Annotated in this window: 25 protein-coding genes; 18 read left to right on the forward strand and 7 right to left on the reverse strand. The window is 62.0% G+C overall.

The features are described from left to right. The first annotated feature begins 149 nt into the window (after positions 1–149). Together J2858_RS11740 and lipA are read left to right on the forward strand one after the other, a co-directional pair. Entirely contained in the window at positions 150–398 is a 249-nt protein-coding gene (locus J2858_RS11740; RefSeq protein ID WP_210105238.1) for a GlsB/YeaQ/YmgE family stress response membrane protein, read from the forward strand. A gap of 33 nt (positions 399–431) precedes the next feature. After that, positions 432–1409, forward strand: a complete 978-nt coding sequence (gene lipA, locus J2858_RS11745; protein WP_210104990.1) for a lipoyl synthase — start codon at positions 432–434, stop codon at positions 1407–1409. Positions 1410–1411: 2 nt separating this feature from the next. Here the strand turns inward: lipA and J2858_RS11750 are convergent, their stop codons facing one another. After that, complete coding sequence (locus J2858_RS11750; RefSeq protein ID WP_210104991.1) at positions 1412–1585, reverse strand: hypothetical protein; 174 nt, start codon at positions 1583–1585, stop codon at positions 1412–1414. A gap of 256 nt (positions 1586–1841) precedes the next feature. Between J2858_RS11750 and J2858_RS11755 the strand changes: the two genes are divergently transcribed. Continuing rightward, a complete protein-coding gene (locus J2858_RS11755; RefSeq protein WP_210104992.1) occupies positions 1842–2285 on the forward strand; it encodes a type II toxin-antitoxin system RatA family toxin in 444 nt (147 codons plus the stop codon). Here J2858_RS11755 and J2858_RS11760 read toward each other — a convergent pair. Beyond that, positions 2276–2776, reverse strand: a complete 501-nt coding sequence (locus J2858_RS11760; protein ID WP_210104993.1) for a CinA family protein — start codon at positions 2774–2776, stop codon at positions 2276–2278. The genes J2858_RS11755 and J2858_RS11760 overlap by 10 nt on opposite strands. Continuing rightward, entirely contained in the window at positions 2773–3969 is a 1197-nt protein-coding gene (locus J2858_RS11765; RefSeq protein ID WP_210104994.1) for a bifunctional 2-C-methyl-D-erythritol 4-phosphate cytidylyltransferase/2-C-methyl-D-erythritol 2,4-cyclodiphosphate synthase, read from the reverse strand. The genes J2858_RS11760 and J2858_RS11765 overlap by 4 nt, the downstream gene beginning before the upstream one ends. A 182-nt stretch (positions 3970–4151) precedes the next feature. Here J2858_RS11765 and dusB point away from each other — a divergent pair, with 182 nt between their 5' ends. From dusB to J2858_RS24235, 10 genes are all read left to right on the forward strand, one after another. Further along, positions 4152–5171: a tRNA dihydrouridine synthase DusB gene (dusB, locus tag J2858_RS11770; protein ID WP_210104995.1), complete on the forward strand. Its 1020-nt coding sequence runs from the start codon at positions 4152–4154 to the stop codon at positions 5169–5171. Further along, a complete protein-coding gene (locus tag J2858_RS11775) occupies positions 5168–6319 on the forward strand; it encodes a two-component system sensor histidine kinase NtrB (protein WP_210104996.1) in 1152 nt (383 codons plus the stop codon). The genes dusB and J2858_RS11775 overlap by 4 nt, the downstream gene beginning before the upstream one ends. Next, on the forward strand, positions 6316–7767 hold the full coding sequence (ntrC, locus tag J2858_RS11780; RefSeq protein ID WP_210104997.1) for a nitrogen regulation protein NR(I): 1452 nt from the start codon (positions 6316–6318) through the stop codon (positions 7765–7767). The genes J2858_RS11775 and ntrC overlap by 4 nt, the downstream gene beginning before the upstream one ends. A 164-nt stretch (positions 7768–7931) precedes the next feature. Next, positions 7932–10202 (forward strand): sensor histidine kinase NtrY-like, encoded by a 2271-nt coding sequence (locus J2858_RS11785; protein WP_210104998.1) that lies wholly within the window; start codon positions 7932–7934, stop codon positions 10200–10202. Beyond that, on the forward strand, positions 10192–11556 hold the full coding sequence (locus tag J2858_RS11790) for a sigma-54-dependent transcriptional regulator (RefSeq protein ID WP_210104999.1): 1365 nt from the start codon (positions 10192–10194) through the stop codon (positions 11554–11556). Before J2858_RS11785 ends, J2858_RS11790 begins: the two co-directional genes overlap by 11 nt. A 52-nt stretch (positions 11557–11608) precedes the next feature. Further along, the gene (gene trkA, locus J2858_RS11795; protein WP_210105000.1) at positions 11609–12985 is read left to right on the forward strand and encodes a Trk system potassium transporter TrkA; all 1377 of its coding nucleotides are present in this window, start codon (positions 11609–11611) and stop codon (positions 12983–12985) included. Positions 12986–13332: 347 nt separating this feature from the next. Continuing rightward, complete coding sequence (gene hfq / locus J2858_RS11800; protein WP_056335505.1) at positions 13333–13575, forward strand: RNA chaperone Hfq; 243 nt, start codon at positions 13333–13335, stop codon at positions 13573–13575. 345 nt (positions 13576–13920) lie between these two features. After that, positions 13921–15261 carry a GTPase HflX gene (gene hflX, locus J2858_RS11805; protein WP_245365924.1) on the forward strand — a complete coding sequence of 447 codons (1341 nt, stop codon included), beginning with the start codon at positions 13921–13923 and terminating at the stop codon, positions 15259–15261. Positions 15262–15389: 128 nt separating this feature from the next. Continuing rightward, a complete protein-coding gene (locus J2858_RS11810) occupies positions 15390–15680 on the forward strand; it encodes a ribbon-helix-helix domain-containing protein (protein WP_210105001.1) in 291 nt (96 codons plus the stop codon). An 8-nt stretch (positions 15681–15688) separates the two neighbouring features. Then, positions 15689–15985, forward strand: a complete 297-nt coding sequence (locus J2858_RS24235) for a type II toxin-antitoxin system RelE/ParE family toxin (protein WP_210105002.1) — start codon at positions 15689–15691, stop codon at positions 15983–15985. A 48-nt stretch (positions 15986–16033) separates the two neighbouring features. On the opposite strand, the gene mazG is transcribed toward J2858_RS24235, so the two are convergent. Continuing rightward, positions 16034–16855 (reverse strand): nucleoside triphosphate pyrophosphohydrolase, encoded by an 822-nt coding sequence (gene mazG, locus J2858_RS11820; RefSeq protein ID WP_210105003.1) that lies wholly within the window; start codon positions 16853–16855, stop codon positions 16034–16036. A gap of 47 nt (positions 16856–16902) precedes the next feature. After that, positions 16903–17490: a nucleoside deaminase gene (locus J2858_RS11825; RefSeq protein ID WP_210105004.1), complete on the reverse strand. Its 588-nt coding sequence runs from the start codon at positions 17488–17490 to the stop codon at positions 16903–16905. Between the two features lie 278 nt (positions 17491–17768). Here J2858_RS11825 and J2858_RS11830 point away from each other — a divergent pair, with 278 nt between their 5' ends. The 4 genes from J2858_RS11830 (at position 17769) to J2858_RS11845 (ending at position 21269) form a co-directional block, all read left to right on the forward strand. Next, on the forward strand, positions 17769–18083 hold the full coding sequence (locus J2858_RS11830; RefSeq protein WP_210105005.1) for a DUF2849 domain-containing protein: 315 nt from the start codon (positions 17769–17771) through the stop codon (positions 18081–18083). Positions 18084–18090: 7 nt separating this feature from the next. Further along, positions 18091–19761, forward strand: a complete 1671-nt coding sequence (locus J2858_RS11835; RefSeq protein ID WP_210105006.1) for a nitrite/sulfite reductase — start codon at positions 18091–18093, stop codon at positions 19759–19761. Positions 19762–19780: 19 nt separating this feature from the next. Next, complete coding sequence (locus J2858_RS11840) at positions 19781–20284, forward strand: DUF934 domain-containing protein (RefSeq protein ID WP_210105007.1); 504 nt, start codon at positions 19781–19783, stop codon at positions 20282–20284. 148 nt (positions 20285–20432) lie between these two features. Next, on the forward strand, positions 20433–21269 hold the full coding sequence (locus J2858_RS11845) for a ferredoxin--NADP reductase (RefSeq protein WP_210105008.1): 837 nt from the start codon (positions 20433–20435) through the stop codon (positions 21267–21269). A gap of 116 nt (positions 21270–21385) precedes the next feature. Here J2858_RS11845 and J2858_RS11850 read toward each other — a convergent pair whose 3' ends face one another. Together J2858_RS11850 and J2858_RS11855 are read right to left on the reverse strand one after the other, a co-directional pair. Then, positions 21386–21868, reverse strand: a complete 483-nt coding sequence (locus J2858_RS11850; RefSeq protein WP_210105009.1) for a M15 family metallopeptidase — start codon at positions 21866–21868, stop codon at positions 21386–21388. A 119-nt stretch (positions 21869–21987) separates the two neighbouring features. Then, positions 21988–22416: a plastocyanin/azurin family copper-binding protein gene (locus tag J2858_RS11855; protein WP_210105010.1), complete on the reverse strand. Its 429-nt coding sequence runs from the start codon at positions 22414–22416 to the stop codon at positions 21988–21990. A gap of 210 nt (positions 22417–22626) precedes the next feature. Here J2858_RS11855 and J2858_RS11860 point away from each other — a divergent pair, with 210 nt between their 5' ends. Beyond that, entirely contained in the window at positions 22627–23106 is a 480-nt protein-coding gene (locus J2858_RS11860) for a BA14K family protein (protein ID WP_210105011.1), read from the forward strand. The last annotated feature ends 9 nt before the right edge of the window (positions 23107–23115 follow it).

Consider the following 23115-nt stretch of genomic DNA (forward strand, 5'->3'; position numbering starts at 1 on the left):
ATAAGAATCCGGTCTTTCCGGCAAGGCGGGAAGACGGTGGTGTCTGAGGATGAAGGGCGTTCGTCTCTCATCCGGGCTCCATCACGGCATGCATTGCGATTTGGTTCCGCAGGGGCCATATGGAACATGCACATACGGAAAGGGCGATCATGGAAGGCTTGGGCTTCTTGGGAACGATCATCATTGGCGGTCTGGCCGGCTGGCTGGCCGGCATGCTGATGGATCTGCGCTTCGGCGTCTTCATGAATATCGTCATCGGCGTTGTCGGGGCGGCCCTGGCGACCGCCATTCTGGAGCGTGCCGGCATATGGGTGGAGCCCGGTGCCTGGGGTGGTTTGGTCACCGGTTTCATCGGCGCCTGCGCTCTGCTATTTGTCGCCAAACTTGTGAGACGCTAAAGCCGCCCGAAGCGGTCAGGAAAGCAATTCGTCATGGTTACAATTCTTGACAGGATCTCGCCCGCCGACGAGACCAAGCGTGCCCGCCACCCGGAAAAGGCGCACCGCCCCGATACGGAGGTGATGCGCAAGCCGGAATGGATCCGCGTCAAGGCGCCGACCTCCAAGGGCTACCAGGAGACCCGTGAACTGGTGCGCAGCCACAAGCTTGTGACCGTGTGCGAGGAGGCCGGCTGCCCAAATATCGGCGAGTGCTGGGACAAGAAGCACGCGACCTTCATGATCATGGGCGAGATCTGCACCCGTGCCTGCGCCTTCTGCAATGTGGCAACCGGCAAACCGAACGCGCTCGACCAGGACGAGCCGGAAAACGTCGCAAAGGCCGTCAAGCAGATGGGCCTCAGCCACGTCGTCATCACCTCCGTCGACCGCGATGATCTGGACGATGGCGGCGCCGAGCATTTCGAAAAGGTGATATGGGCGATCCGTGCGGCCTCGCCGCTGACGACGATCGAAATCCTGACGCCGGACTTTTTGAAGAAGCCGGGCGCGCTGGAACGCGTCGTGGCCGCCAAGCCCGATGTCTTCAACCACAATATGGAAACGGTGCCCGGCAATTATCTGACGGTGCGGCCCGGGGCGCGCTATTTCCACTCGGTGCGCCTGCTGCAACGGGTGAAGGAACTCGATCCGACCATGTTCACCAAGTCCGGCATCATGGTCGGCCTTGGCGAGGAGCGCAACGAAGTGCTGCAGCTGATGGACGACCTGCGCACCGCAGACGTCGATTTCCTGACGATCGGCCAGTATCTGCAGCCGACGCGCAAGCACCACAAGGTGGAAAAGTTCGTCACGCCGGAAGAGTTCAAGTCCTACGAGACGGTGGCCTATACGAAGGGCTTCCTGATGGTCTCGTCAAGCCCGCTGACCCGCTCCTCGCACCATGCCGGCGATGATTTCGCCCGTCTGAAGGCGGCACGCGAGAAGAAGCTGCTGGTAGCGGCCGAATAGGCCTAGTCGTCGGTGACGATCTGGCCGCGCTTGCGCTCGCGCAGTTCGAAGCGGTGGCTGCGCGCCTCCGCCTTGGCGACCTCCACCAGATAGACCAGCATCGACAGATTGTTCATTTCAGCCAGTTGCCGGGCGGATTCGAGCAGTCGCATAACCTGGGTGAAATCGTCCGTCATTCTTGCCGCATTGTTTGGTCGCATGGATATGCCGATTGCTCTTCGACAGGCTTACGCCCGCCGGCTTCGCGTCTGTCACGCGGACAGGCATGCCGGCTGATCATCCATCAACCGGACGTGGCGTTCTGCGCGAAACGTGTGCCACAATTCTTGGTGATAAAAGTTAAATTCGCATTAGGGCTCTCTAGAAAAACTCCAAGCGACGCGCGACCAACTGCCACTTGCCAATCCCTCTTACGCCCACTAGCTCAGTGCCATGCCAAAGTTTGAAAATCACCGCCCCGTCCGGCATTCCGCAGAAGACATGTTCGCGCTCGTGGCGGATATCGAGAAATACCCCGAGTTCCTGCCGCTTTGCGATGGTTTGAGCGTGCGCTCGCGCAAGGAGCGCGACGGCAAGACGCTGCTGGTGGCCGACATGACCGTCGGCTACAAGGCGATCCGCGAGACGTTTACGACCCAGGTCCTGCTCAATCCGGCCGAGTTGACGATTGACGTCAAATATATCGAGGGTCCGTTCAAGTATCTCGACAACCGCTGGCAATTCTCGCCGACGCCGGAGGGCTGCGTGGTCGATTTCTTCATCGACTACGAGTTCAAGAGCCGCATTCTCGGCGCCGTGATGGGCTCGATGTTCGACCGGGCATTCCGCATGTTTGCCGAGGCGTTCGAAGCCCGCGCCTACAACATTTATGCTTGAGCAAGGGAAACGAGCAGGCTGAGCGCCGTCTCGACCGTGGCAAGACGCACGGCGTTGCGCCCCAGATCGCCGTAGCGCATCTCGCGGTGGAGGAGGGCGCCGGATTTCGTCATCGCGGCGATATGCACAAGACCGACCGGCTTTTCCGCAGAACCGCCACCGGGACCGGCAATGCCGGTGACGGCGACCGCGGCCGTCGCGCGCGAGCGCCAGAGCGCGCCCCGGACCATCTGCAGTGCGGTCTCGCGCGACACCGCGCCATAGGTGGCAAGCGTTGCCGTATCGACACCGATCAGCTCCTGCTTTGCCGCATTGCTATAGGTGACGAAACCCCGGTCAACCACCGCAGACGATCCGGAAACGCCTGTCAGCGCCCCGGCAATCAGCCCGCCGGTGCAGGATTCGGCCGTCGCCACCTGCCAGCCGCGTGCCGCGTAAAGGCGGATGACCTCTTCAGCCAGCGTCTCGATGGTGGCGGGAAACAGGCTCATGGCTTCAGCACGCCGTAAACGACGGTTGCCGTGGCAATCGCTGCAATGCCTTCCTTGCGACCGATAAAGCCGATCTTTTCGTTGGTGGTGGCCTTCACCGAACAGCGGTCGAGGGAAATGCCGAGAACTTCGGAAAGATTGCGACGCATGGCCTCGCGGTGCGGCGCGATCCTCGGCACTTCCGCCACCAGCGAAATATCGGCATTGGTAATGATGCCGCCATGCTGGCGCACGATATCGGCCGCATGTGCCAGAAAGATCCGGGAGGCCGCCCCCTTCCACTGCATGTCGCTAGGGGGAAAATGATCGCCGATATCGCCGGCGCCGCAGGTGGCAAGCAGCGCATCGGTCAGCGCATGCAGCGCGACATCCGCATCGGAATGGCCGCTGAGCTTCTGGTCATGGGGAATGAACACGCCGCAGAGCGTCACGCCGTCGCCCGGCACCAGCTGATGCACGTCATAGCCATTGCCGGTGCGCACATCGGGCAGCTGCGGCGCTGCGGAGAGTTTTTCGTCGGCCATGGCAAGGTCTCGCTTGATCGTCAGTTTCACATTGTCGGGTGAGCCCTCGATCAGCCGGACCGTCAGTCCGGCCCATTCGGCAATCGAGGCATCGTCGGTAAAATCGTCCCGCCGGAGCGCGGCGGCCTTTTCATGGGCGGCGCGAATGGCCGAAAGCGAAAAGCTCTGCGGCGTCTGGGCCGCATAAAGCCCGGCGCGCGGCACGGTTTCATGCACGACACCATCGACACCCGCCCGCTTCAGCGTATCGGTGACAGCCATCGCCGGCAGAAGGGCGTCTTCGCCTGCGTCGAAGGCCTCGGCAATCCGCTCAAGCAGCGCGTGATCGACAAAGGGCCGGGCGGCATCATGGATCATCACATGCGTTGCCGAGGTTTTGGAGAGCGCCCGTAAGCCGGCAAACACCGATTGCTGGCGCGTTTCCCCACCCGGCGTGGTGATCAGCGCGTGCGCGCCGGGCAAATCCAGCACCGCATCGGCAAACAGCGCGCCGTCATCGGGATGGGTCACCACTACGATGGGGCCGGAGCGCTGCCAGGTGAGAAACTGCCTCAGCGTATGGCGGATCACCGCCTCGCCGCCGATGCGGCGATACTGCTTGGGGCCTTCCTCCGGCGAGCCGGCGCGCTCTCCGCGTCCTGCTGCCACGATAACGATGCCGATTGTCATGAAACTGCCTGCCGGGGTCGCTAACTGATGGGATTGGCGGAATTGCGGGACGTGATGAGTTGACAGGGGCAGAACTATAGACTCAAAACGCCCATTTCCAGCACGTCGCTCAGAAATAACGCAGTTTGGGAATTGCTCTTGGCAAACGCACAATCTGTGAATAAAAATAGTGCAGAAATCTCATGTGCCCGAAAGATCATCACTTGAATTCTCCGGATCTTGCCAGTCCTTTTGCCATCGGGCCCGTCGCCATTCGCAATCGCGTGGTGCTTGCGCCGATGTCGGGCGTGACCGATCTGCCCTTCCGCCAGCTTGCCTGGCGCCACGGGGCAGGGCTGGTGGTGACCGAAATGGTGGCGAGCCGCGAGCTTGTCCACAATCGCGGCGAATCATGGGAGCGTCTGAAGGGCACCGGCATCCGCCCGCACATGGTACAGCTTGCCGGGCGCGAAGCCTACTGGATGGCAGAGGCTGCCCGGATCGTGGAAGCGCACGGAGCCGATATCATCGACATCAACATGGGCTGTCCGGCCAAGAAGGTAACCGGCGGCTATTCCGGCTCGGCCCTGATGCGCGATCCCGACCACGCGCTGTCGCTGATCGAGGCGGTGGTGGCTGCCGTATCGGTTCCGGTCACGGTCAAGATGCGGCTCGGCTGGGACGAGAATTCGCTGAATGCTCCGGAGATTGCCCGCCGCGCCGAACAGGCCGGCGTATCGATGATCACCGTGCATGGCCGCACCCGCATGCAATTTTACGAGGGCCGCGCCGACTGGGATGCGATTGCCCGCGTGCGCGAAGTGATTGCCATTCCGCTGGTTGCCAATGGCGACGTGGAAACGCTTGGCGACGCGCATGAGATCGTTCGCCGCTCCGGCGCCGATGCCGTGATGCTGGGCCGTGGTGCGGAGGGGCGTCCATGGCATCCGGGCGTGCTTGCCGGCCATCCCCTGCCGGCGGCTCGCCAAAGAGCGGATATCGCCTGCGAACACTACGAATCGATGCTTGAATTTTATGGACACGAAGCCGGTCTTCGCCATGCCCGCAAGCATGTGGGCTGGTATCTCGACCGCTGTGCGCCGGATTTTCCGGCGGAACGAAAGGCAGCACTGATGACGGAGAAAAATGCCGCCGTGGTTGCGCGCACCCTCTGGGACGCGATTGCCACAGGGGCCGGCAATGCCAGCAGGGAGGCAGCATGAGCACGACCTCGCACGATGGCAGCGGCAACAATCCGCTGGCCATGGCGGTCTTGAACTCGGTGCAGAACCCGGTCATCCTCGTCGACGACACCGGGCGCATTGCCTTCGCCAACTGGGAGGCGGAAGCCTTTTTTGGCGCGAGTGCCGCGCATCTGGCGCGCAACAAGATTTCCACCTTCATCCCCTTCGGCAGTCCGCTTCTGGCGCTGATCGATCAGGTGCGCGACCGTCGCGCGCCGGTCAACGAATACCGCGTCGATCTGTCCTCGCCTCGGCTTGGCCAGGAAAAGCTGGTCGATCTCTATGTCGCCCCCGTCGTCAGCGAGCCGGGCTCGGTGGTGGTGGTGTTCCAGGAACGCAGCATGGCCGACAAGATCGACCGCCAGCTGACGCACCGCGCTGCTGCCCGCTCCGTGACGGGCCTTGCCTCCATGCTGGCGCATGAGATCAAGAACCCGCTGTCGGGCATTCGCGGCGCCGCCCAGCTTCTGGAAACCGTCGTACCCGACGAGGATCGCTCGCTGACGCGGCTGATTTGCGACGAGACCGATCGCATCGTCTCGCTGGTCGACCGCATGGAGGTGTTTTCCGACGAACGCCCGGTGGATCGCCTGCCGCTCAACATCCATTCGGTGCTCGACCATGTGAAGGCGATCGCCAAGGCCGGCTTTGCCCGAGACATCAAGATTCTGGAAAACTACGACCCCTCGCTGCCCTCGGTCTATGCCAATCGCGACCAACTCGTGCAGGTGTTTCTCAACCTCATCAAGAACGCGGCGGAGGCGATCGGCGACCAGCAGGATGGCGAGATCATGCTGACGACCGCCTATCGTCCCGGTATCCGGCTATCGGTTGCCGGCACCCGCGAAAAAATCTCGCTGCCGCTCGAATTCTGCGTGATCGACAACGGACCGGGCGTGCCGAGCGATCTCCTGCCGCACCTCTTCGATCCCTTCATCACCACCAAGACCAATGGCTCGGGCCTTGGCCTTGCCCTCGTTGCAAAGATCATCGGCGCCCATGGTGGCATCGTGGAATGCGACAGCCAGGCCCGCCGTACGATTTTCCGCGTTTTGATGCCCATGCACAAGGATGACGGCTACCCCGATGATGGCCGCAGCTTGAACACGACAGGAAACTTGAAATGACCGCTACGATCCTTGTCGCCGATGACGACGCGGCCATCCGCACCGTACTGAACCAGGCGCTGACCCGCGCGGGCTACGATGTCCGCATCACCTCCAACGCTGCTACGCTCTGGCGCTGGATTTCGGCCGGCGAGGGTGATCTGGTGGTGACCGACGTGGTAATGCCCGACGAGAACGCCTTCGACCTTCTGCCCCGCATCAAGAAGTCCCGGCCGGAGCTTCCGGTTCTGGTGATGAGCGCGCAGAACACCTTCATGACGGCGATCAAGGCCTCGGAAAAGGGCGCCTATGACTATCTGCCCAAGCCCTTTGACCTCACCGAGCTGATCGCCATTATCGGCCGGGCGCTGGCCGAGCCGAAGCGCAAGCCGGCCAAGCTCGATGACGACATGCAGGACGGCATGCCGCTGGTTGGCCGCTCCGCCGCCATGCAGGAAATCTACCGCGTGCTGGCCCGCCTGATGCAGACGGACCTGACGCTGATGATCACCGGCGAGTCGGGCACCGGCAAGGAACTGGTGGCGCGCGCGCTGCATGACTATGGCAAGCGCCGCAACGGCCCGTTCGTTGCCATCAACATGGCGGCGATCCCGCGCGACCTCATCGAATCGGAACTGTTCGGCCATGAGAAGGGCGCGTTCACCGGCGCGCAGAATCGCTCCACCGGCCGTTTCGAGCAGGCCGAAGGCGGCACGCTCTTCCTCGACGAAATCGGCGACATGCCGATGGATGCGCAGACCAGGCTTCTGCGCGTGCTGCAGCAGGGCGAATATACCACCGTTGGCGGACGCACGCCGATCCGCACCGATGTGCGAATCGTCGCCGCCACCAACAAGGATTTAAAGCAGCTGATCAATCAGGGTCTGTTCCGTGAGGACCTGTATTATCGCCTGAACGTGGTGCCACTGCGCCTGCCGCCGCTGCGCGACCGCGCCGAAGACATCGCCGATCTGGTGCGCCATTTCATGCAGCTCGGCGAAAAGGAAGGCCTCGATGCCAAGCGTTTCGACAATGAAGCGCTGGATGTGATGAAGGCCTATGCCTGGCCGGGCAATGTGCGCGAACTGGAAAACCTCGTGCGCCGCCTGATGGCGCTCTATCCACAGGAAGTCATTACGCGCGAGATCATGGATTCGGAGCTGCGTTCCGACGTGCCCGACAGCCCCATTGACAAGATGGGCGCCCGTTCCGGCAATCTCACCATCGCGCAGGCGGTGGAGGAGAACATGCGCAGCTATTTCGCAAGCTTTGGCGACAACCTGCCGCCGCCCGGCCTCTACGACCGGGTGCTGACCGAAATGGAGTATCCGCTGATCCTCGCTGCCCTGACCGCCACCCGTGGCAACCAGATCAAGGCGGCGGATCTTCTCGGCCTCAACCGCAATACATTGCGCAAGAAAATCCGCGAGTTGGGCGTCTCCGTGTACCGCAGTTCGCGCGGTACGTGAGCCTTTGCTGCTTGACACCAAGACCATCTTCGTTGCATTTTCGCCACAATGCGTTGCTCAATAGTCACGCAGCGCCATGGTCGGTTCTCGGCTTTACGGTCGGCGAGTGCGGCCGGTGACGTGCATAGATCCCGCGTCCTGCGGGATCAGGAGTGGATTTCGGAATGACAGACGACTTGGCAACCGACGCCGGAGAAGATCCGGCGATGCTGGTGCAGGACCGCAGGGCGTCGTTTGCCCTGCCTGGCCTGCTGCTGGCTGGTGGCGCGTTGTCCTGTGCAATCTTCACCCTGCTGGTGCTGCTGGGCCTGACGCCGATTGCACCGACCACCAATGTGGTGATTGCCTCGGCCGTTCTCAACGCACTGTTCGTGCTCGGCCTCCTGTACCTGATTGCCCGCGAGGTCGGCCGGCTGTTGAAGGCGCGCCGGCGGGGCAGGGCGGCGGCCCGGCTGCATGTGCGCATCGTCGTGCTGTTTTCCTTCGTGGCGATCACGCCGGCCGTCTTGGTCGCGATCTTTGCCAGCCTCACCCTCAATGTCGGTCTTGATCGCTGGTTTTCGCTGCGCACGCAGTCGATCGTGCAGTCCTCGCTCGATGTCGCGCAGGCCTATATGCTGGAAAACGCCAGCTACCTGCAGGGCCAGACCGTCTCGATGGCCAATGACCTCGAGCGCAACCGCCCGATGTTCTACCTCGACCGGACCGGCTTCATCGACCTGATGACCCGCCAGGCCCGCGGCCGCGGCCTGCTCGGCGCCTTTCTGGTGCGCGAGGACGGAACCGCGATTGCCCAGGCCGATATCAAAACCGAGCGGCCGCTGCCGGCCATTCCGAAGGATGCACTGGCGAGTTCCGCAGCCGGGCAGCCGACGCTGATCCCGCCGGGCGTGACGAACCTCGTCGGCGCCATCATCCGGCTCGATGCGATATCCGGTGCCTTCCTCTACACGATCCGCGCCGTCGATCCGAAGGTGATGGCCGCCATGCGGCTGATGGAGGACAACCGCGCCGAATACCAGGCGATGGAAGCGGGCCGGATGAGCCTGCAGGTGGCGTTTGCCGTGCTCTATCTGGGCTTTGCGCTGATCGTTCTTCTGGCCGCCATCTGGACTGCCATTGCCGTCGCAGACCGCATCGTGCGCCCAATCCGCCTCCTGATCAGCGCCGCCGACAGCGTGGCGACCGGTAATCTTTCCGTCGTCGTGCCGGTGCGCTCGGCCGATGGCGATGTCGGCAACCTGTCGCGAACGTTCAACAAGATGATCTCGCAGATCCGCAGCCAGCGCGACGAAATCCTCGTTGCCAAGGACGAGGTCGACGACCGGCGCCGCTTTATCGAGGCGGTGCTGTCCGGCGTGACGGCGGCCGTGATCGGCGTCGAGGACGACAACCGGATCACCATCGTCAACCCATCCGCCGAAGACGTTCTGGCGCTTCCTGCCGCCGAACTGCTCGGCCAGCCGCTGTCGGAGGTAGCGCCCGAAATCGACCAGGTGCTGAAGGAAGCAACCGGGCGCGCGCGGGCCGATTTCCGCAAGGAGGTCTACCTCATGCGCGGCGGCAAGGAGCGCACGCTGTCGGTGCAGGTGACACGCGAAGAGCAGCGCAACTCGACCGAATCCTACGTGATCACGCTGGACGACATCACGGACCTGGTGATCGCCCAGCGCTCCACCGCCTGGGCCGATGTCGCGCGCCGCATCGCCCACGAGATCAAGAACCCGCTCACCCCCATCCAGCTGTCGGCCGAGCGCCTGAAGCGCCGCTATGGCAAGCAGATCGACGAGAGCGACCGCGCCGTGTTTGACCAGTGCACCGATACGATCGTGCGACAGGTCGGCGATATCGGCCGCATGGTGGATGAGTTCTCCGCCTTTGCGCGCATGCCGAAACCCGCCAAGGAACGGGCCGACCTGCGCGACATCGTGCGCGACGCGATCTTTCTGCGGGAGATGGGCACCAGCCACGTCACGTTTCAGCGCGAACTCGGCGATCAGCCGCTGGAGGGCCTGTTCGATTCGCGCATGCTGGGCCAGGCGTTTGGTAATCTCATCAAGAATGCGGTGGAATCGATCGAAGCCGTGGCGAGCGATGAGGAGCGCGACGGGCGCCGCGTCCTGGTGCGCGCCGCCTTCGACGAGACGCGCGACGAGTTCAAGGTCGAGGTGATCGACAATGGCAAGGGATTGCCGGTGGAAAACCGCCACCGTATCCTGGAGCCCTATATGACGATGCGCGAAAAGGGCACGGGCCTTGGCCTGGCCATCGTCAAGAAAATCATCGAGGAACATGGCGGGCAGCTCGAACTGCACGATGCGCCTGCCGATTTCGATCATGGCAAAGGCGCCATGATCCGGGTGATTCTGCCGCATCCCCGGGCGGCAGAGGCACCCCAAACAGACAATGAAAAGGAAGTGTCCTATGGCGTCTGATATTCTGGTCGTGGATGACGAGGCCGACATCCGTGACATCGTCTCCGGCATTCTGTCCGACGAAGGCCATGAGACGCGCGTTGCCCATGACAGCGACAGTGCGCTGGCGGCGATTTCTGACCGCGTGCCGCGTCTCGTCTTCCTCGACATCTGGATGCAGGGGAGCAAGCTGGACGGGCTGGCGCTGCTGGACGAGGTGAAGGCGCGCCATCCGGACCTGCCGGTTGTGATGATCTCCGGCCACGGCAATGTCGAGACGGCCGTCTCGGCCATCAAGCGCGGCGCCTTCGACTTTATCGAAAAGCCGTTCAAGGCTGACCGGCTGATCCTGATTGCCGAGCGGGCGCTCGAAAATTCCAAGCTGCGCCGCGAGGTGACGGAACTGAAGAAGCGCACCGGCGATGCGGCCGAACTGGTCGGTACCTCCGTTGCGATCTCGCAGTTGCGCCAGACGATCGAAAAGGTCTCGCCCACCAACAGCCGCATCATGATTCTCGGGCCCTCCGGCTCCGGCAAGGAACTGGTGGCGCGTATGATCCACCGTCGCTCCTCGCGGGCGGCAGGTCCGTTCGTTGCCTTGAATGCCGCAACGATCACGCCCGAGCGCATGGAAATGGCGCTGTTCGGCACTGAAGGCGGCCCCGGCCAGCCGCGCAAGATCGGTGCGCTGGAAGAGGCCCATCGCGGCATTCTCTACCTCGACGAGGTAGGCGAAATGCCGCGCGAGACGCAGAACAAGATCCTGCGCGTGCTGGTCGACCAGCAGTTCGAGCGGCTCGGCGGCAACAAGCGGGTAAAGGTGGATGTGCGCATCATTTCCTCCACCGCCTACAACCTCGAAAGCCTGATCGGCGAGGGGATCTTTCGCGAGGATCTCTATCACCGCCTCGCCGTCGTGCCCGTCAAGGTGCCGGCACTGGCCGAGCGGCGCGAGGATATTCCCTTTCTCGTCGATGGCTTCATGCGCCAGATCTCCGAACAGGCCGGCATCCGCCCGCGCAAGATCGGCGACGACGCCATGGCCGTGCTGCAGGCGCATGACTGGCCGGGCAATATCCGCCAGCTGCGCAACAATATCGAACGGCTGATGATTCTGGCCCGCACCGATGGCCCCGACACCCCGATTTCCGCCGACATGCTGCCGACCGATCTTGGCGACATGCTGCCGAAAATGTCGGGCAAGGGCGATCATCACATCATGACCTTGCCGCTGCGCGAGGCACGCGAAATGTTCGAGCGCGATTATCTGGTCGCCCAGATCAACCGGTTCGGCGGCAATATTTCCCGCACGGCGGAATTTGTCGGAATGGAGCGTTCGGCCCTGCACCGCAAGTTGAAGTCGCTCGGCGTCTGATGCGCATCGCGGACGCCGTGTCGCCCAAGCGCCGGCCTTTTGGGGAAACGCCATGAAGGTGATCATCTGCGGCGCGGGCCAGGTGGGCTACGGGATCGCCGAACGTCTTTCGCAGGAAGACAACGAAGTTTCGGTGATCGACACCTCGGCCACGCTGATCAATGCCATTACCGAGACGCTCGATGTGCGCGGCTATGTCGGCCACGGGGCCCATCCGGATGTTTTGGCGAAAGCAGGCGCCGAGCAGGCCGACATGATCATTGCCGTCACGCTGTATGACGAGGTGAACATCGTTTCCTGCGAAGTGGCCCATGCCCTGTTCAGCGTGCCGACGAAGATTGCCCGCATCCGCTCCCAGAGCTATCTCCTGCCCGAATATGCCGACCTGTTCAGCAGCAAGAACATGTCGATCGACGTCACCATCTCGCCGGAAATCGAGGTCGGCAAGATGGTTCTGCGGCGCATCTCCTTCCCCGGCGCTACCGATGTGGCCCGTTTTGCCGACGACCATATCGCCATGGTGGCGATCGAATGCATGGAGGATTGCCCGGTCATCAGCACGCCGCTCGAGCAATTGAGCCAGCTGTTTCCGGATCTCATTGCCACGGTCGTCGGCGTCTATCGCCAGGGGCGCCTGTTTGTGCCGCGCTCGGCCGACCAGTTGCAGGCCGGCGATCTTGCCTATGTCATCTGCCAGCGCGACCATACGCGCCGCACGCTCGGCCTCTTCGGCCACGAGGAGCAGGAGGCCGGTCGCATCATCATCGCCGGCGCCGGCAATATCGGCACCTATGTTGCGCGGCGCATCGAGGAAATGCAGCCGAAGACACGCATCAAGATCATCGAGAGCGACCGTGACCGGGCCGTGGCCGTCTCCGAGCACTTGCGCCATACCATCGTTCTGCATGGCTCGGCGCTTGACCAGAACATTCTCCAGCAGGCCGATATCCAGGACGCGGACCTGATGGTGACGCTGACCAACAGCGACCAGATCAATATCCTGAGTGCCGCCATGGCCAAGGCGCTTGGCTGCAAGTCGAACCTCGTGCTGGTCAACTCGTCGTCGCTGGGCGAGGTGAGCGGCTCGCTCAACATCGATTCGCTGATCAATCCGCGCGCCGTGACCATTTCGCGCGTTCTCCAGCATGTGCGAAAGGGGCGCATCCGCTCGGTCTATGCGGTACAGAACGGCGCAGCCGAAGTGATCGAGGCCGAGGCGCTGGACACGTCCCCGCTGGTTGGGCGGCCGTTTCGCGAACTCCATCTGCCGGCCGGCATCCGCATCGGCGCCATCATGCGCAATGGAACGGTCCTGCGTCCAAGCGGCGATACCCGCATCCGCGCCAAGGACCGGGTCGTGTTGTTTGCCACGTCAAAGGCGGTCAAGGACGTCGAGCAGCTGTTTCGCGTCTCCATCCAGTATTTCTGAGAGGCCGGGCGCGCCCGCTTACCTTGCAGGATCAATCCGTGCAGGACACCGCCCGGCGATTCGCAACGGCGCATGGCGTCTGTATGCAGAGGGGAACGCCGGGACTGTTGATGCCGCGCCTGCAGCCGCGGCTGCAGGCCTCCCAAAGGGCTTTGGACCGCGCTTCCCCACAGTTGTGGCGGCTTTTCGCCATCTCGCCACCGTCGAGTATTCGGCGTTGCGGAAAAGACGGCGATTTGATAACCAATCATGCGGATAGGGATGGCAGGAGAGGGTTTGCCATCGCTTTTTCCACGCGTGATCAATATTCCGGCGCTTAAGCCGGCAAAAAAGAAAGAAGCGGCGCTATGGCGGAACGTTCTCAAAATCTTCAGGACCTTTTCCTCAACACGGTCCGGAAGCAGAAAATTTCTCTCACCATCTTTCTCATCAACGGCGTCAAGTTGACGGGTGTCGTCACCTCTTTTGACAATTTCTGCGTGCTGCTGCGCCGCGACGGGCATTCGCAGCTGGTCTACAAGCATGCGATCTCGACCATCATGCCGGGCCAGCCGATGCAGATGTTCGAAAGCGAAGAGAGCGCGGCCTGAGCGGCACAATGACGGCAATTTCCCGTCCTGCCGGTTGAATTGCGGGCCCGCTTGTCCCATTTGTGACACGAGCGGGCTGCGATTCCGGATATGCGTGGCCTCGCAGAGTGCGCCACGACATCATCGGCGGATCGACGGCCCGTCGCCAGCTGCGTGCGCGCATCATGGTCGGCGCCCGTGTCCCTTACCCGCCGCTTCGGCGTTTCGGGGGTCTCCATCGCTCAATCTGGCATCTTGAAGAGGGCGGCCGGCGCCGCCTGTGACTGAAGGACGATCACCATTACCACGACGCGCGACACATCCAACGAATCCCTCGTGCCGGAAACGGAAAAGCACCGCGACGACATGCGGGCGCTGGTGCTGGTGCCGGTTCTCAAGCAGAACAAGGGCGCCCGCGCGCAGCAGACCGAAACGATCGCCTTTGCACCGCGCCGCACCGACGAAAGCCGCCTGGAAGAGGCCATCGGCCTTGCCCGCGCCATCGACCTGACGATCGCCCAGGGGCTGATCATTCCCGTCGCGCAGCCGCGTCCGGCAACCCTGATCGGCAGCGGCAAGATCGAGGAAATCGCAAGCCTTCTCGATGAGCATGATGCCGGTCTCGTCATCGTCGATCACCCGCTGACGCCCGTGCAGCAGCGCAACCTCGAAAAGGAATGGAACGCCAAGGTCATTGACCGCACGGGCCTCATCCTTGAAATCTTTGGCCGGCGCGCGTCCACCAAGGAAGGCACGCTGCAGGTGGATCTGGCGCATTTGAACTACCAGAAGGGCCGCTTGGTTCGCAGCTGGACCCACCTGGAACGTCAGCGCGGTGGCGCGGGCTTCATGGGTGGTCCGGGTGAAACCCAGATCGAAGCCGACCGCCGCATGCTGCAGGACCGGATCGTCAAGCTCGAGAAGGAGCTGGAGCAGGTGGTGCGTACGCGCCAGCTGCACCGCGCCAAGCGCCGCAAGGTGCCGCATCCGATCGTGGCGCTGGTCGGCTATACCAATGCCGGCAAGTCGACGCTGTTCAACCGCATCACCGGCGCCGGCGTGCTTGCCGAAGACATGCTGTTTGCCACGCTCGATCCGACGCTTCGCCGCATGAAGCTGCCGCATGGCCGCACCGTCATCCTCTCCGATACCGTCGGCTTCATCTCGGACCTGCCGACGCATCTGGTGGCCGCCTTCCGGGCGACGCTGGAAGAAGTGCTGGAAGCCGATCTCATTCTCCACGTTCGCGACATGTCCGACCCGGACAATGGCGCGCAGGCCGGCGACGTGCTGCGCATTCTGGCCGATCTCGGCATCGACGAGAAGGAGCGCGACGCGCGCATCATCGAGGTGTGGAACAAGGTGGACCGGCTGGAGCCGGAAGCCCATGCCGCCATCACGGAAAAAGCCGCCGGCCGCCAGAATGTCATGGCCGTCTCGGCCGTCACCGGCGAGGGCGTCGATCCGCTGATGGACGAAATCTCCAAGCGCCTGTCTGGCGTGCTGACCGAAACGACCATCATCGTGCCGCCACAAAAGCTGTCGCTGGTCTCGTGGATCTACGACAACGCGCTGGTCGACGGCCGCGAAGACCGCGAAGACGGATCCGTCTCCTTCGACCTGCGGCTCTCGGGCGACCAGGCGCAGGCGCTGGAGCGCAAGCTCGGCGTGCTGACGGTGGCGGAAAAGGAAGATTGGGAGCGATAGGCCAGCTGAGCCCACCCCGCATTTGATAGCTGGCCTTGTCCCGGGGACCGATTTGGCAGGCGCATCGCAGATCTTGCCTTACCAGTGGCGTTGTGGTGTGATGATGCCTTCAGACGAGGACGGCCCGGATGAAATCGAACCACGCCTTGACGATAACACTGCCGCCCGATCTGGCGGAGATGGTGGACTTGAAGGTGCGGTCCGGAGAGTACGCCTCTGAAGAAGAGGTGATCACCGAAAGCCTTCGATCGCTTGCAGCCGAAAGTGCCGGGCTGGAGGACTGGATCAACGAGCAGGTTCTTCCAACGGTCGATCGCCTTGCCGCTAATCCATCCAGTGCAGTTCCTGACGGGGAAGCCTGGGGGCAGATAAAGGCGCATATGGATCAGCGCCGCAGTTCTTCTCACTCAACGAAGTGACACACCCAGTGACACACAAGGTGACGTTTTCACCGGAAACTGTCGCAGACTTTAAGGACCTCTACGATTATCTGTTGCCCCGCGCCGGTGCGATGGACGCCGAGCGTTATGTTGCCGACATTTACGCCTATTGCCTTGGGTTCGCGACATTCCCGGAGCGGGGCCGCAGGCGCAAAGAGCGAAATGGCCTTCGCACTGTTGGCTATCGTCGACACGCGACGATTGCCTTTCAGGTGCATGATGACACGGTGACCATCATTAGACTGTTTCATCGCGGTCGACAAATTGATCTGTCAGAACCGTGATGCCGATTTATTGAGTGTCCCGATGAATAGTCTGGGCGGGCGCTGCCTTTACTCTTCAGCCTTCGCGGCCTGCCAAAGTTCTTCCATCTGATCCAGCGAGGCCTCTTCAAGTGAAACATTCACTTCCTGAAGTGATTTTTCTATATACCTGAAACGGCGTCGGAATTTTGTATTGGTGCCGCGCAGTGCCTGCTCGGGATCTGCTTTGACATGGCGGCCGATATTGACGAGCGCGAAGATCAGGTCGCCCAGCTCGTCTTTCACCTTGTGGGCTTCACCGCCCTTCAGCGCCTCGCGCAGCTCGGCGATTTCCTCCTCGATCTTGTCGAGGATCGGTTCGGCGTCCGACCAGTCGAAGCCCACCTTTGCAGCATGTTCCTGGAGTTTCAGCGCTTCGGTGAGCGCCGGCTGGCTGCGCTGGACGCTGCCGAGAAAGCCTGACTTTGAATCATCGGTGAGGCCCCGCCGGGCGCGGCGTTCCGCCCGCTCGCGCTTTTCGGCCGCCTTGATCTCGTCCCACTGTACCTTGACGGCGTCGGGCGTCGAGACGTCCGAGCGGGCAAAGACATGCGGATGGCGGCGGATCATCTTCGTCATCACCGCCTCCACCACATCGCCGAACTGGAATTCGCCCGCTTCCGACGCCATCTGCGCGTGAAACACCACCTGGAAAAGGAGATCGCCCAGCTCGTCCTTCAGGTCTTCCATATCGTTGCGCTCGATCGCATCGGCGACCTCATAGGCCTCCTCGATCGTGTAGGGCTTGATCGTCTCAAACGTCTGTTCGACATCCCAGGGGCAGCCGGTCTGGCGATCTCGAAGGGCGGACATCAGGTCGAGGAGGCGCAGAATATCCTGCGAGGGCTGCATGGCGGCATCCTTGTGTCGTGGCGAAAACGTGTCGGTGGAGATGGGGGTCAGGCAAGCGGAATGCTGTTGCCGCTCTTGCTCGCCTGGTAGGTGGCCGAGAGCGCGTCATAGCGGGCTTTGAGGACCGCCACCTTGTCCCGCATGCGCTGGCGCTCGTCGCCCTCTGCGCCCTCCACCAGATCGGTGATGGCGAAAGCGCTCCAGAAGGCGTTCTTGCGGCGATAGCCGCCCGGTTCCAGATCAAACACTTCCTTCAGGATCTTCAGGTCGTGCGGAATGGCAAAGGCATCGCGCGAATCCTCGTGGCTGAAGAAATAATAGAAATTGTCGAAACCGGCCCAGGTGATCGCCGACATGCACATGGTGCAGGGCTCATGGGTCGAAAGAAAGATGAGGTCGCGGGTATCCGGCTTTTCCCCCATCTCGTAAAAGCGCTTCAGCGTGTGCACTTCACCGTGCCAGAGCGGATTTTCCAGCTCGTTATTGGTTTCGGCAATCACCAGCGACAGATCCGATTTGCGCAGGATGGCGGCGCCGAACAGCTTGTTGCCGGTCTCCACTCCGCGCGCCGTCAAGGGAATGATATCCTGTTCGATCACGTCGAGAAGGCGCGAGGCAAGGGCGGGTGTGGTCACGGCAACTGTCCCTGGATGAGGATGATGATGGCCATCATAGGCCGTCAAACTTGGAAGGGGAACGATTTTTCGTCATTCTGCTCTATGGCAAGGTCACGGATGAAAGCGCAACGTCCAAAGGCTTATTTTTCCCTCGCCGGGCCGATCTCAGAACAGAAATACCCGGCTTTCGGCCCATGTGAATTTGCGTTTCTTCTAACCATCCGGACCCTCTGTCATAATGAGGCATTGGGTTGCAGTGCGGCGTCTGCCGCAGACGTGATGACGGGAATGGAGACATGACAGACAAGGTGTTGACCGCCAATCGCCTCACCGACGGCATCGCCGTTTGGCTGGATGCAGGCGGCACCTGGAACGAGAAACTGCAGGAAGCGCTTGTCGCACGCCATGCCGAAGCGGTGGCCGCGTTGGAAGCAATCGGCAAGCGGGATTTTTCCGCCAATCTCGTCGTGGATGTCAATGTCGTCGAGGTGGAAGAGGTCAACGGCCAGCTGCGGCCGCTGCGTCTGCGCGAACGCATCCGTGCCGCCGGCCCGAGCATGGATTATGCCGCCGGTTACCCGTCCGCCGACCCGGCCTTTATCGCAGCCTGAGGATATCATGTACCGTTACGACGAGTTCGACCACGCTTTCGTTTCCGCGCGCGTGGACCAGTTTCGCGACCAGGTGGCCCGCCGCCTTTCCGGTGAGCTGGCCGAGGATGCTTTCAAGCCGCTGCGCCTGATGAACGGCGTCTATCTGCAATTGCACGCCTATATGCTGCGGGTCGCCATTCCCTATGGCACGCTGAACAGCCGCCAGATGCGCATGCTCGCCCATATCGCGCGCAAATATGACCGTGGCTACGGCCATTTCACAACGCGCCAGAATATTCAGTACAACTGGCCAAAGCTCTCCGATACGCCTGACATTCTTTCCGAACTCGCATCCGTCGAGATGCATGCGCTGCAGACCTCGGGCAATTGCATTCGCAATGTCACGGCCGACCATTTCGCCGGTGCTGCCGCAGACGAAGTAGCCGATCCGCGGCCTTACGCGGAAATCCTGCGCCAGTGGTCGTCGGTGCACCCGGAATTTTCCTATCTCCCGCGCAAGTTCAAGATTGCCGTGACCGGGGCCGAGCGCGACCGCGCGGCCATTCAGGTGCACGACATCGGCCTACACCTGAAGCGAAACGACGAGGGCCGCATCGGCTTTGCCGTCTATGTCGGCGGCGGGCAGGGGCGCACGCCGATGGTGGCGAAGAAGATCCGCGATTTTCTGCCCGAAGAGGATCTCCTGTCCTACACCACGGCCATCATGCGCGTGTATAACCTGCATGGCCGGCGCGACAACAAATACAAGGCCCGCATCAAGATCCTCGTGCACGAAACGGGCGCCGAGGAACTGGCGCGCCAGGTGGACGAGGAATTCGCCCATCTTCACGGCGCCGAACTGACGCTGCCGCCGGGCGATATCGCCGCCATCAGTGCTTATTTCGCGCCGCCGCCGCTTGGCGAGCGGTCGGAAGGCTGGGCCCAGCTGGCCGGCTGGAAAAAGGCCGACCCGGCCTTTGCCCGCTGGGTGGACCAGAACGTGCAGCCGCACAAGCATCCCGATTACGGCATGGTGACGATCTCGCTGAAGCCCATCGGCGGCATTCCGGGGGACGCGACCGATGTGCAGATGGAGGCCATTGCCGACATTGCCCAGGAATATGCCTTCGACGAAATCCGCATCAGCCATGAGCAGAACGTCATCCTGCCGCATGTGGCGCTGGCCGATCTGGAGCCCGTCTACCGGGCGCTGGCCGCGCACGGCCTTGCGACAGCCAATGCCGGCCTCATCACCGACATGATCGTCTGTCCGGGGCTGGATTATTGTGCGCTTGCCAATGCGCGGTCCATCCCCGTTGCGCAGGCGATCTCCAACCGCTTCGGCTCCGCCGAACGGCAGGCGGAAATTGGCGAGCTGAAGATCAAGATTTCCGGCTGCATCAATGCCTGCGGCCACCACCATGTCGGCCATATCGGGCTTCTGGGGGTCGAAAAGAAGGGCGCTGAACTGTATCAGATCACGCTTGGCGGCTCCGGCGACGAGCACACCTCGATCGGCGAAATCATTGGGCGCGGTTTCGAGCCGGAAAAGGTGACGGACGCGGTCGAGAAGATCGTCGATACTTACCTCTCGCTTCGTCTGTCGAAGGACGAAATTTTCATCGAAGCCTATCGCCGCGTCGGGCCGCAGCCGTTCAAGGACGCGCTCTACGGTTCGGCGGCAGCTGCGGCTTGAAGGGGCGGGGACACAAGCCATGACACGTATCTGGACCGAAGCCGGTTTCGTTGACAACGATCCGTGGGTCATCGAAACCGACGAGGTGAAGGCCACGGGAGATCAGCGTCGGTTGCTCTCCGTCGACCAGCTTCTGGAGGAGGCCGACGCCTCGAACGAAGGGGGCTTTGGCGTTCTCATCAAGCCTGCCGACGATGTGCGCCGGCTGGAGCCCTATCTCTACCGACTGGAACTGGTGGCGGTGCAATTTCCCGCCTTCAGCGACGGGCGCGGGTTCAGCCATGCCTCCCTCCTGCGCGAGCGACTGGGCTACCGCAACGAGCTTCGCGCTGTGGGCGACGTGCTGATCGACCATATTCCGCTGATGCTGCGCTGCGGCTTCGACAGCTTTGCCGTGACCAATGCCACAGCCCTGAAGCGGCTTTCGGAAAACCGCCTGCCGGGGATCGATGTGCATTACCAGCCGACGGCGCGTCCCGCCAAGGCCGGTGAGGCCTATAGCTGGCGCCGCCGCTCGGCCTGATCCGTTCCTCAATCCGCTGAAAAGCTGATCCGAAAGGACATATTTTTCGCGCCGGGCGCGGCATATGCACGCGCCTGTCTTCAAAAACCGCCGCGCATGGTATATTTCGCATGCGCGAGACGAAACGATAACAGACGAGACCTCCGGTATGAATGCTCCTGCCAAGACCGATGCGTTTGAAGCCAATACTGCGGCAAAGCCTGAGGCGAAGATTCCGGACGGCGTCTATGCCGAAACGGTGCTGGCGGTGGAGCATTACACCGATCGTCTGTTCCGCTTCCGTATGACGCGTCCGGCCGGCTATCGTTTCCGCTCCGGCGAGTTTGCCATGATCGGCCTGATGGTGGGCGACAAGCCGATCTATCGTGCCTATTCGATCGCCAGCCCCTCCTGGGACGAGGAACTGGAATTCTTCTCGATCAAGGTGCCGGATGGGCCGCTGACCTCTCATCTGCAGGCTATCAAGCCGGGCGATACGGTTCTGATGCGCAAGAAGCCGACCGGCACGCTGGTGCTCGACGCACTGACGCCGGGCAAGCGCCTCTACATGTTTTCCACGGGCACCGGCATTGCACCCTTTGCAAGCCTTATCCGCGATCCGGAAACCTATGAAAAGTTCGAGGAAGTCATCCTCACCCATACCTGCCGCGAGATCGCCGAGCTGAAATACGGCTTTGACCTGATGGAAGAGATCCGCAATCACGAGTTCCTGGCAGAAATCGTCGGCGACAAGCTGAAGCACTATCCGACCGTGACGCGCGAAGCCTATCCGTTCCAGGGCCGCATCACCGACCTCATGGAAAGCGGCAAGCTCTACACCGATCTTGGCGTGCCGCCGCTTGATCCGGCAATCGACCGCGGCATGATCTGCGGCTCGACCGCGATGCTGAAGGAAACGAAGGACTTGCTGGAAAAGGCCGGTCTCACCGAAGGCGCCAACAACAAGCCCGCCGAATTCGTCATCGAGCGGGCTTTCGTCGGCTGAACCCCGGCAACCGCTGCGCCGCCTTGCCATCGCAGGGTCGCGCCGCCGATCCGGCTGGTATTGCCGGATCGGGTGCTCTGCTCAACCGGGGCTTTATACGCAGACTCCGGCCTGCGCTATGCGATCTGGTAGTGAGGGCCATCGAGGAAGGCTTTTTTCCCGATTTGCCTGCGCCGCGCCGTATAGGCTTCGACTTCGTGTTCCAGATCGGCCGCGGTGTCACCGAGTTCACTGAACGGACGATCCCACACGCCGCCCCAGATCAGGTTGACCCCAAGCTCACGGCTCGCGTGATGCATGGCGGCGGCGATATGATAGATCGGCCCCCATTCCCAGCGCAGCTTGCCGTTGATCACAGGCACAAGATCGACAGCGTGGCCGTAGCCGGTGTCCGCCTGCGGCAGATGAAGGCTCTTCAGCGTTTGCGACGCACCGGTTTTCACATATTCCTTCTGCTCATCCAGTGTTCTCAAGCCATCATGGACCGCAAAGTCCACGATCGAGATCAGGATCGCCCGGTTAACGACACCGACCAGATCCGGATGAACATTGTGCAGTTCCTGCAATGAATTCGCGCCGAGTTTGAAAGTCATCACCACACCCTCCGATTTGCGGAGAAGCGTAATTGATTTACACTCACAGAAGAACTGGCAAAACCCTGGGGAATGTTAGGGGTTTTGCCGTTTCTTTTAGGCGACGAAGCAGGATATGCTGATGATTACGGCGTGACCGTCAGCTTTGCCTTCATGCCGGCTTCGAAATGGCCCTTGATATTGCAAAGAAGCAGGTAGTTGCCGGGGGCAAGCTTCACCTTCAGCTGGCCGTCCTTGCCAGCCTTCAGGTCTGCCACTTCGCCGAGGCTCTTCAGCTTGGATTCGTCTACACGATGCTTGGCGGCATTGACCGGCACGGTTTCGTCAGCCGACTTCAGCTTGACCAGCACCATCTCGTGTTCTTCGCTCAAGGCGTCGTTGTGAACCTTGAAGATCACGTCGCCGGCCGGAACGCTGGCGTGATCGAGGCTGATTGTCATCGGGCCTCCGGCTTCGCCATCTTCCTTGACCATGATGGTGCTGGCGGCGAATGCCTCGGTGGAAAGCGTGAGGGAAAGGGCGACAAGTGCGGAAAGGCGGACGGAAAGGGCCATGACTGTTCTCCTTGGGTTGACGGTCACCCACCCAGTAGGGCGCGAAGCTGACAGCATCCTGAAGGGCCCCTGGGGCCGAAAACCCAGTGCCGCCCGTCTCGCCGCCGGACAAACCTGTGAAGGCAGGAACCAAGCCTGGAACCGTCACTGGAACCTTGCCGGGCCTTGCACGTTGACCGGCACCTTTTGATATCAGCTTGGACGAACGAGATGAAAAAATTGATGATCGCCGTTGTGTCGCTGGCAACAGCCCTGACCAGCCTGCCAGCGATGGCTGCGCCCGCCTTTGTGGCGCGTCCGATGGGTCAGATGACCACGTCTGCACCCGACGCGACGTTCCAGACCGTCGGCTGCAACAACTTGACCAATTGTCCGCAGGAGAACCCGCGCTGGACCAATGGCCATCGCCGCTGGGATCGTGACCGCGATTATCGTTGGGATCGCCGGGATTACCGCAGCGATCGCCGCTACTATCGTGACCGCGATCGGCGCCACCACAGCAATGCCGGCGCCGTCATCGGCGGCCTCGCAGCCGGTGCGGTGATCGGCGGCATCATTGCCTCGCAGCAGCAGGGCAGCCGGACGGTGAGCGGCTCCCATGAGCAGTACTGCGCCAGCAAATATCGCTCCTACCGCGCCTATGACAACACCTATCAGCCGCTGAGCGGTCCGCGCCAGCAGTGCCGCTAAGCGGTCCCA

Origin of the sequence: Neorhizobium galegae, from assembly GCF_017877135.1 — a bacterium.
Lineage (GTDB): Bacteria > Pseudomonadota > Alphaproteobacteria > Rhizobiales > Rhizobiaceae > Neorhizobium > Neorhizobium galegae_A.

Bases quoted from the DNA above. Each gene is read 5' to 3' on its own strand.
- lipA (WP_210104990.1), top strand. From the start codon at position 432: ATGGTTACAATTCTTGACAGGATCTCGCCCGCCGACGAGACCAAGCGT.
- J2858_RS11860 (WP_210105011.1), top strand. From the start codon at position 22,627: ATGAAAAAATTGATGATCGCCGTTGTGTCGCTGGCAACAGCCCTGACC.
- J2858_RS11750 (WP_210104991.1), bottom strand. From the start codon at position 1,585: ATGACGGACGATTTCACCCAGGTTATGCGACTGCTCGAATCCGCCCGG.
- J2858_RS11790 (WP_210104999.1), top strand. From the start codon at position 10,192: ATGGCGTCTGATATTCTGGTCGTGGATGACGAGGCCGACATCCGTGAC.
- hfq (WP_056335505.1), top strand. From the start codon at position 13,333: ATGGCGGAACGTTCTCAAAATCTTCAGGACCTTTTCCTCAACACGGTC.
- J2858_RS11740 (WP_210105238.1), top strand. From the start codon at position 150: ATGGAAGGCTTGGGCTTCTTGGGAACGATCATCATTGGCGGTCTGGCC.
- dusB (WP_210104995.1), top strand. From the start codon at position 4,152: ATGTGCCCGAAAGATCATCACTTGAATTCTCCGGATCTTGCCAGTCCT.
- J2858_RS11785 (WP_210104998.1), top strand. From the start codon at position 7,932: ATGACAGACGACTTGGCAACCGACGCCGGAGAAGATCCGGCGATGCTG.
- J2858_RS11760 (WP_210104993.1), bottom strand. From the start codon at position 2,776: ATGAGCCTGTTTCCCGCCACCATCGAGACGCTGGCTGAAGAGGTCATC.
- mazG (WP_210105003.1), bottom strand. From the start codon at position 16,855: ATGCAGCCCTCGCAGGATATTCTGCGCCTCCTCGACCTGATGTCCGCC.
- ntrC (WP_210104997.1), top strand. From the start codon at position 6,316: ATGACCGCTACGATCCTTGTCGCCGATGACGACGCGGCCATCCGCACC.
- J2858_RS11835 (WP_210105006.1), top strand. From the start codon at position 18,091: ATGTACCGTTACGACGAGTTCGACCACGCTTTCGTTTCCGCGCGCGTG.
- hflX (WP_245365924.1), top strand. From the start codon at position 13,921: ATGCGGGCGCTGGTGCTGGTGCCGGTTCTCAAGCAGAACAAGGGCGCC.
- J2858_RS11855 (WP_210105010.1), bottom strand. From the start codon at position 22,416: ATGGCCCTTTCCGTCCGCCTTTCCGCACTTGTCGCCCTTTCCCTCACG.
- J2858_RS11830 (WP_210105005.1), top strand. From the start codon at position 17,769: ATGACAGACAAGGTGTTGACCGCCAATCGCCTCACCGACGGCATCGCC.
- J2858_RS11810 (WP_210105001.1), top strand. From the start codon at position 15,390: ATGAAATCGAACCACGCCTTGACGATAACACTGCCGCCCGATCTGGCG.
- trkA (WP_210105000.1), top strand. From the start codon at position 11,609: ATGAAGGTGATCATCTGCGGCGCGGGCCAGGTGGGCTACGGGATCGCC.
- J2858_RS11765 (WP_210104994.1), bottom strand. From the start codon at position 3,969: ATGACAATCGGCATCGTTATCGTGGCAGCAGGACGCGGAGAGCGCGCC.
- J2858_RS11755 (WP_210104992.1), top strand. From the start codon at position 1,842: ATGCCAAAGTTTGAAAATCACCGCCCCGTCCGGCATTCCGCAGAAGAC.
- J2858_RS11840 (WP_210105007.1), top strand. From the start codon at position 19,781: ATGACACGTATCTGGACCGAAGCCGGTTTCGTTGACAACGATCCGTGG.
- J2858_RS11775 (WP_210104996.1), top strand. From the start codon at position 5,168: ATGAGCACGACCTCGCACGATGGCAGCGGCAACAATCCGCTGGCCATG.
- J2858_RS11845 (WP_210105008.1), top strand. From the start codon at position 20,433: ATGAATGCTCCTGCCAAGACCGATGCGTTTGAAGCCAATACTGCGGCA.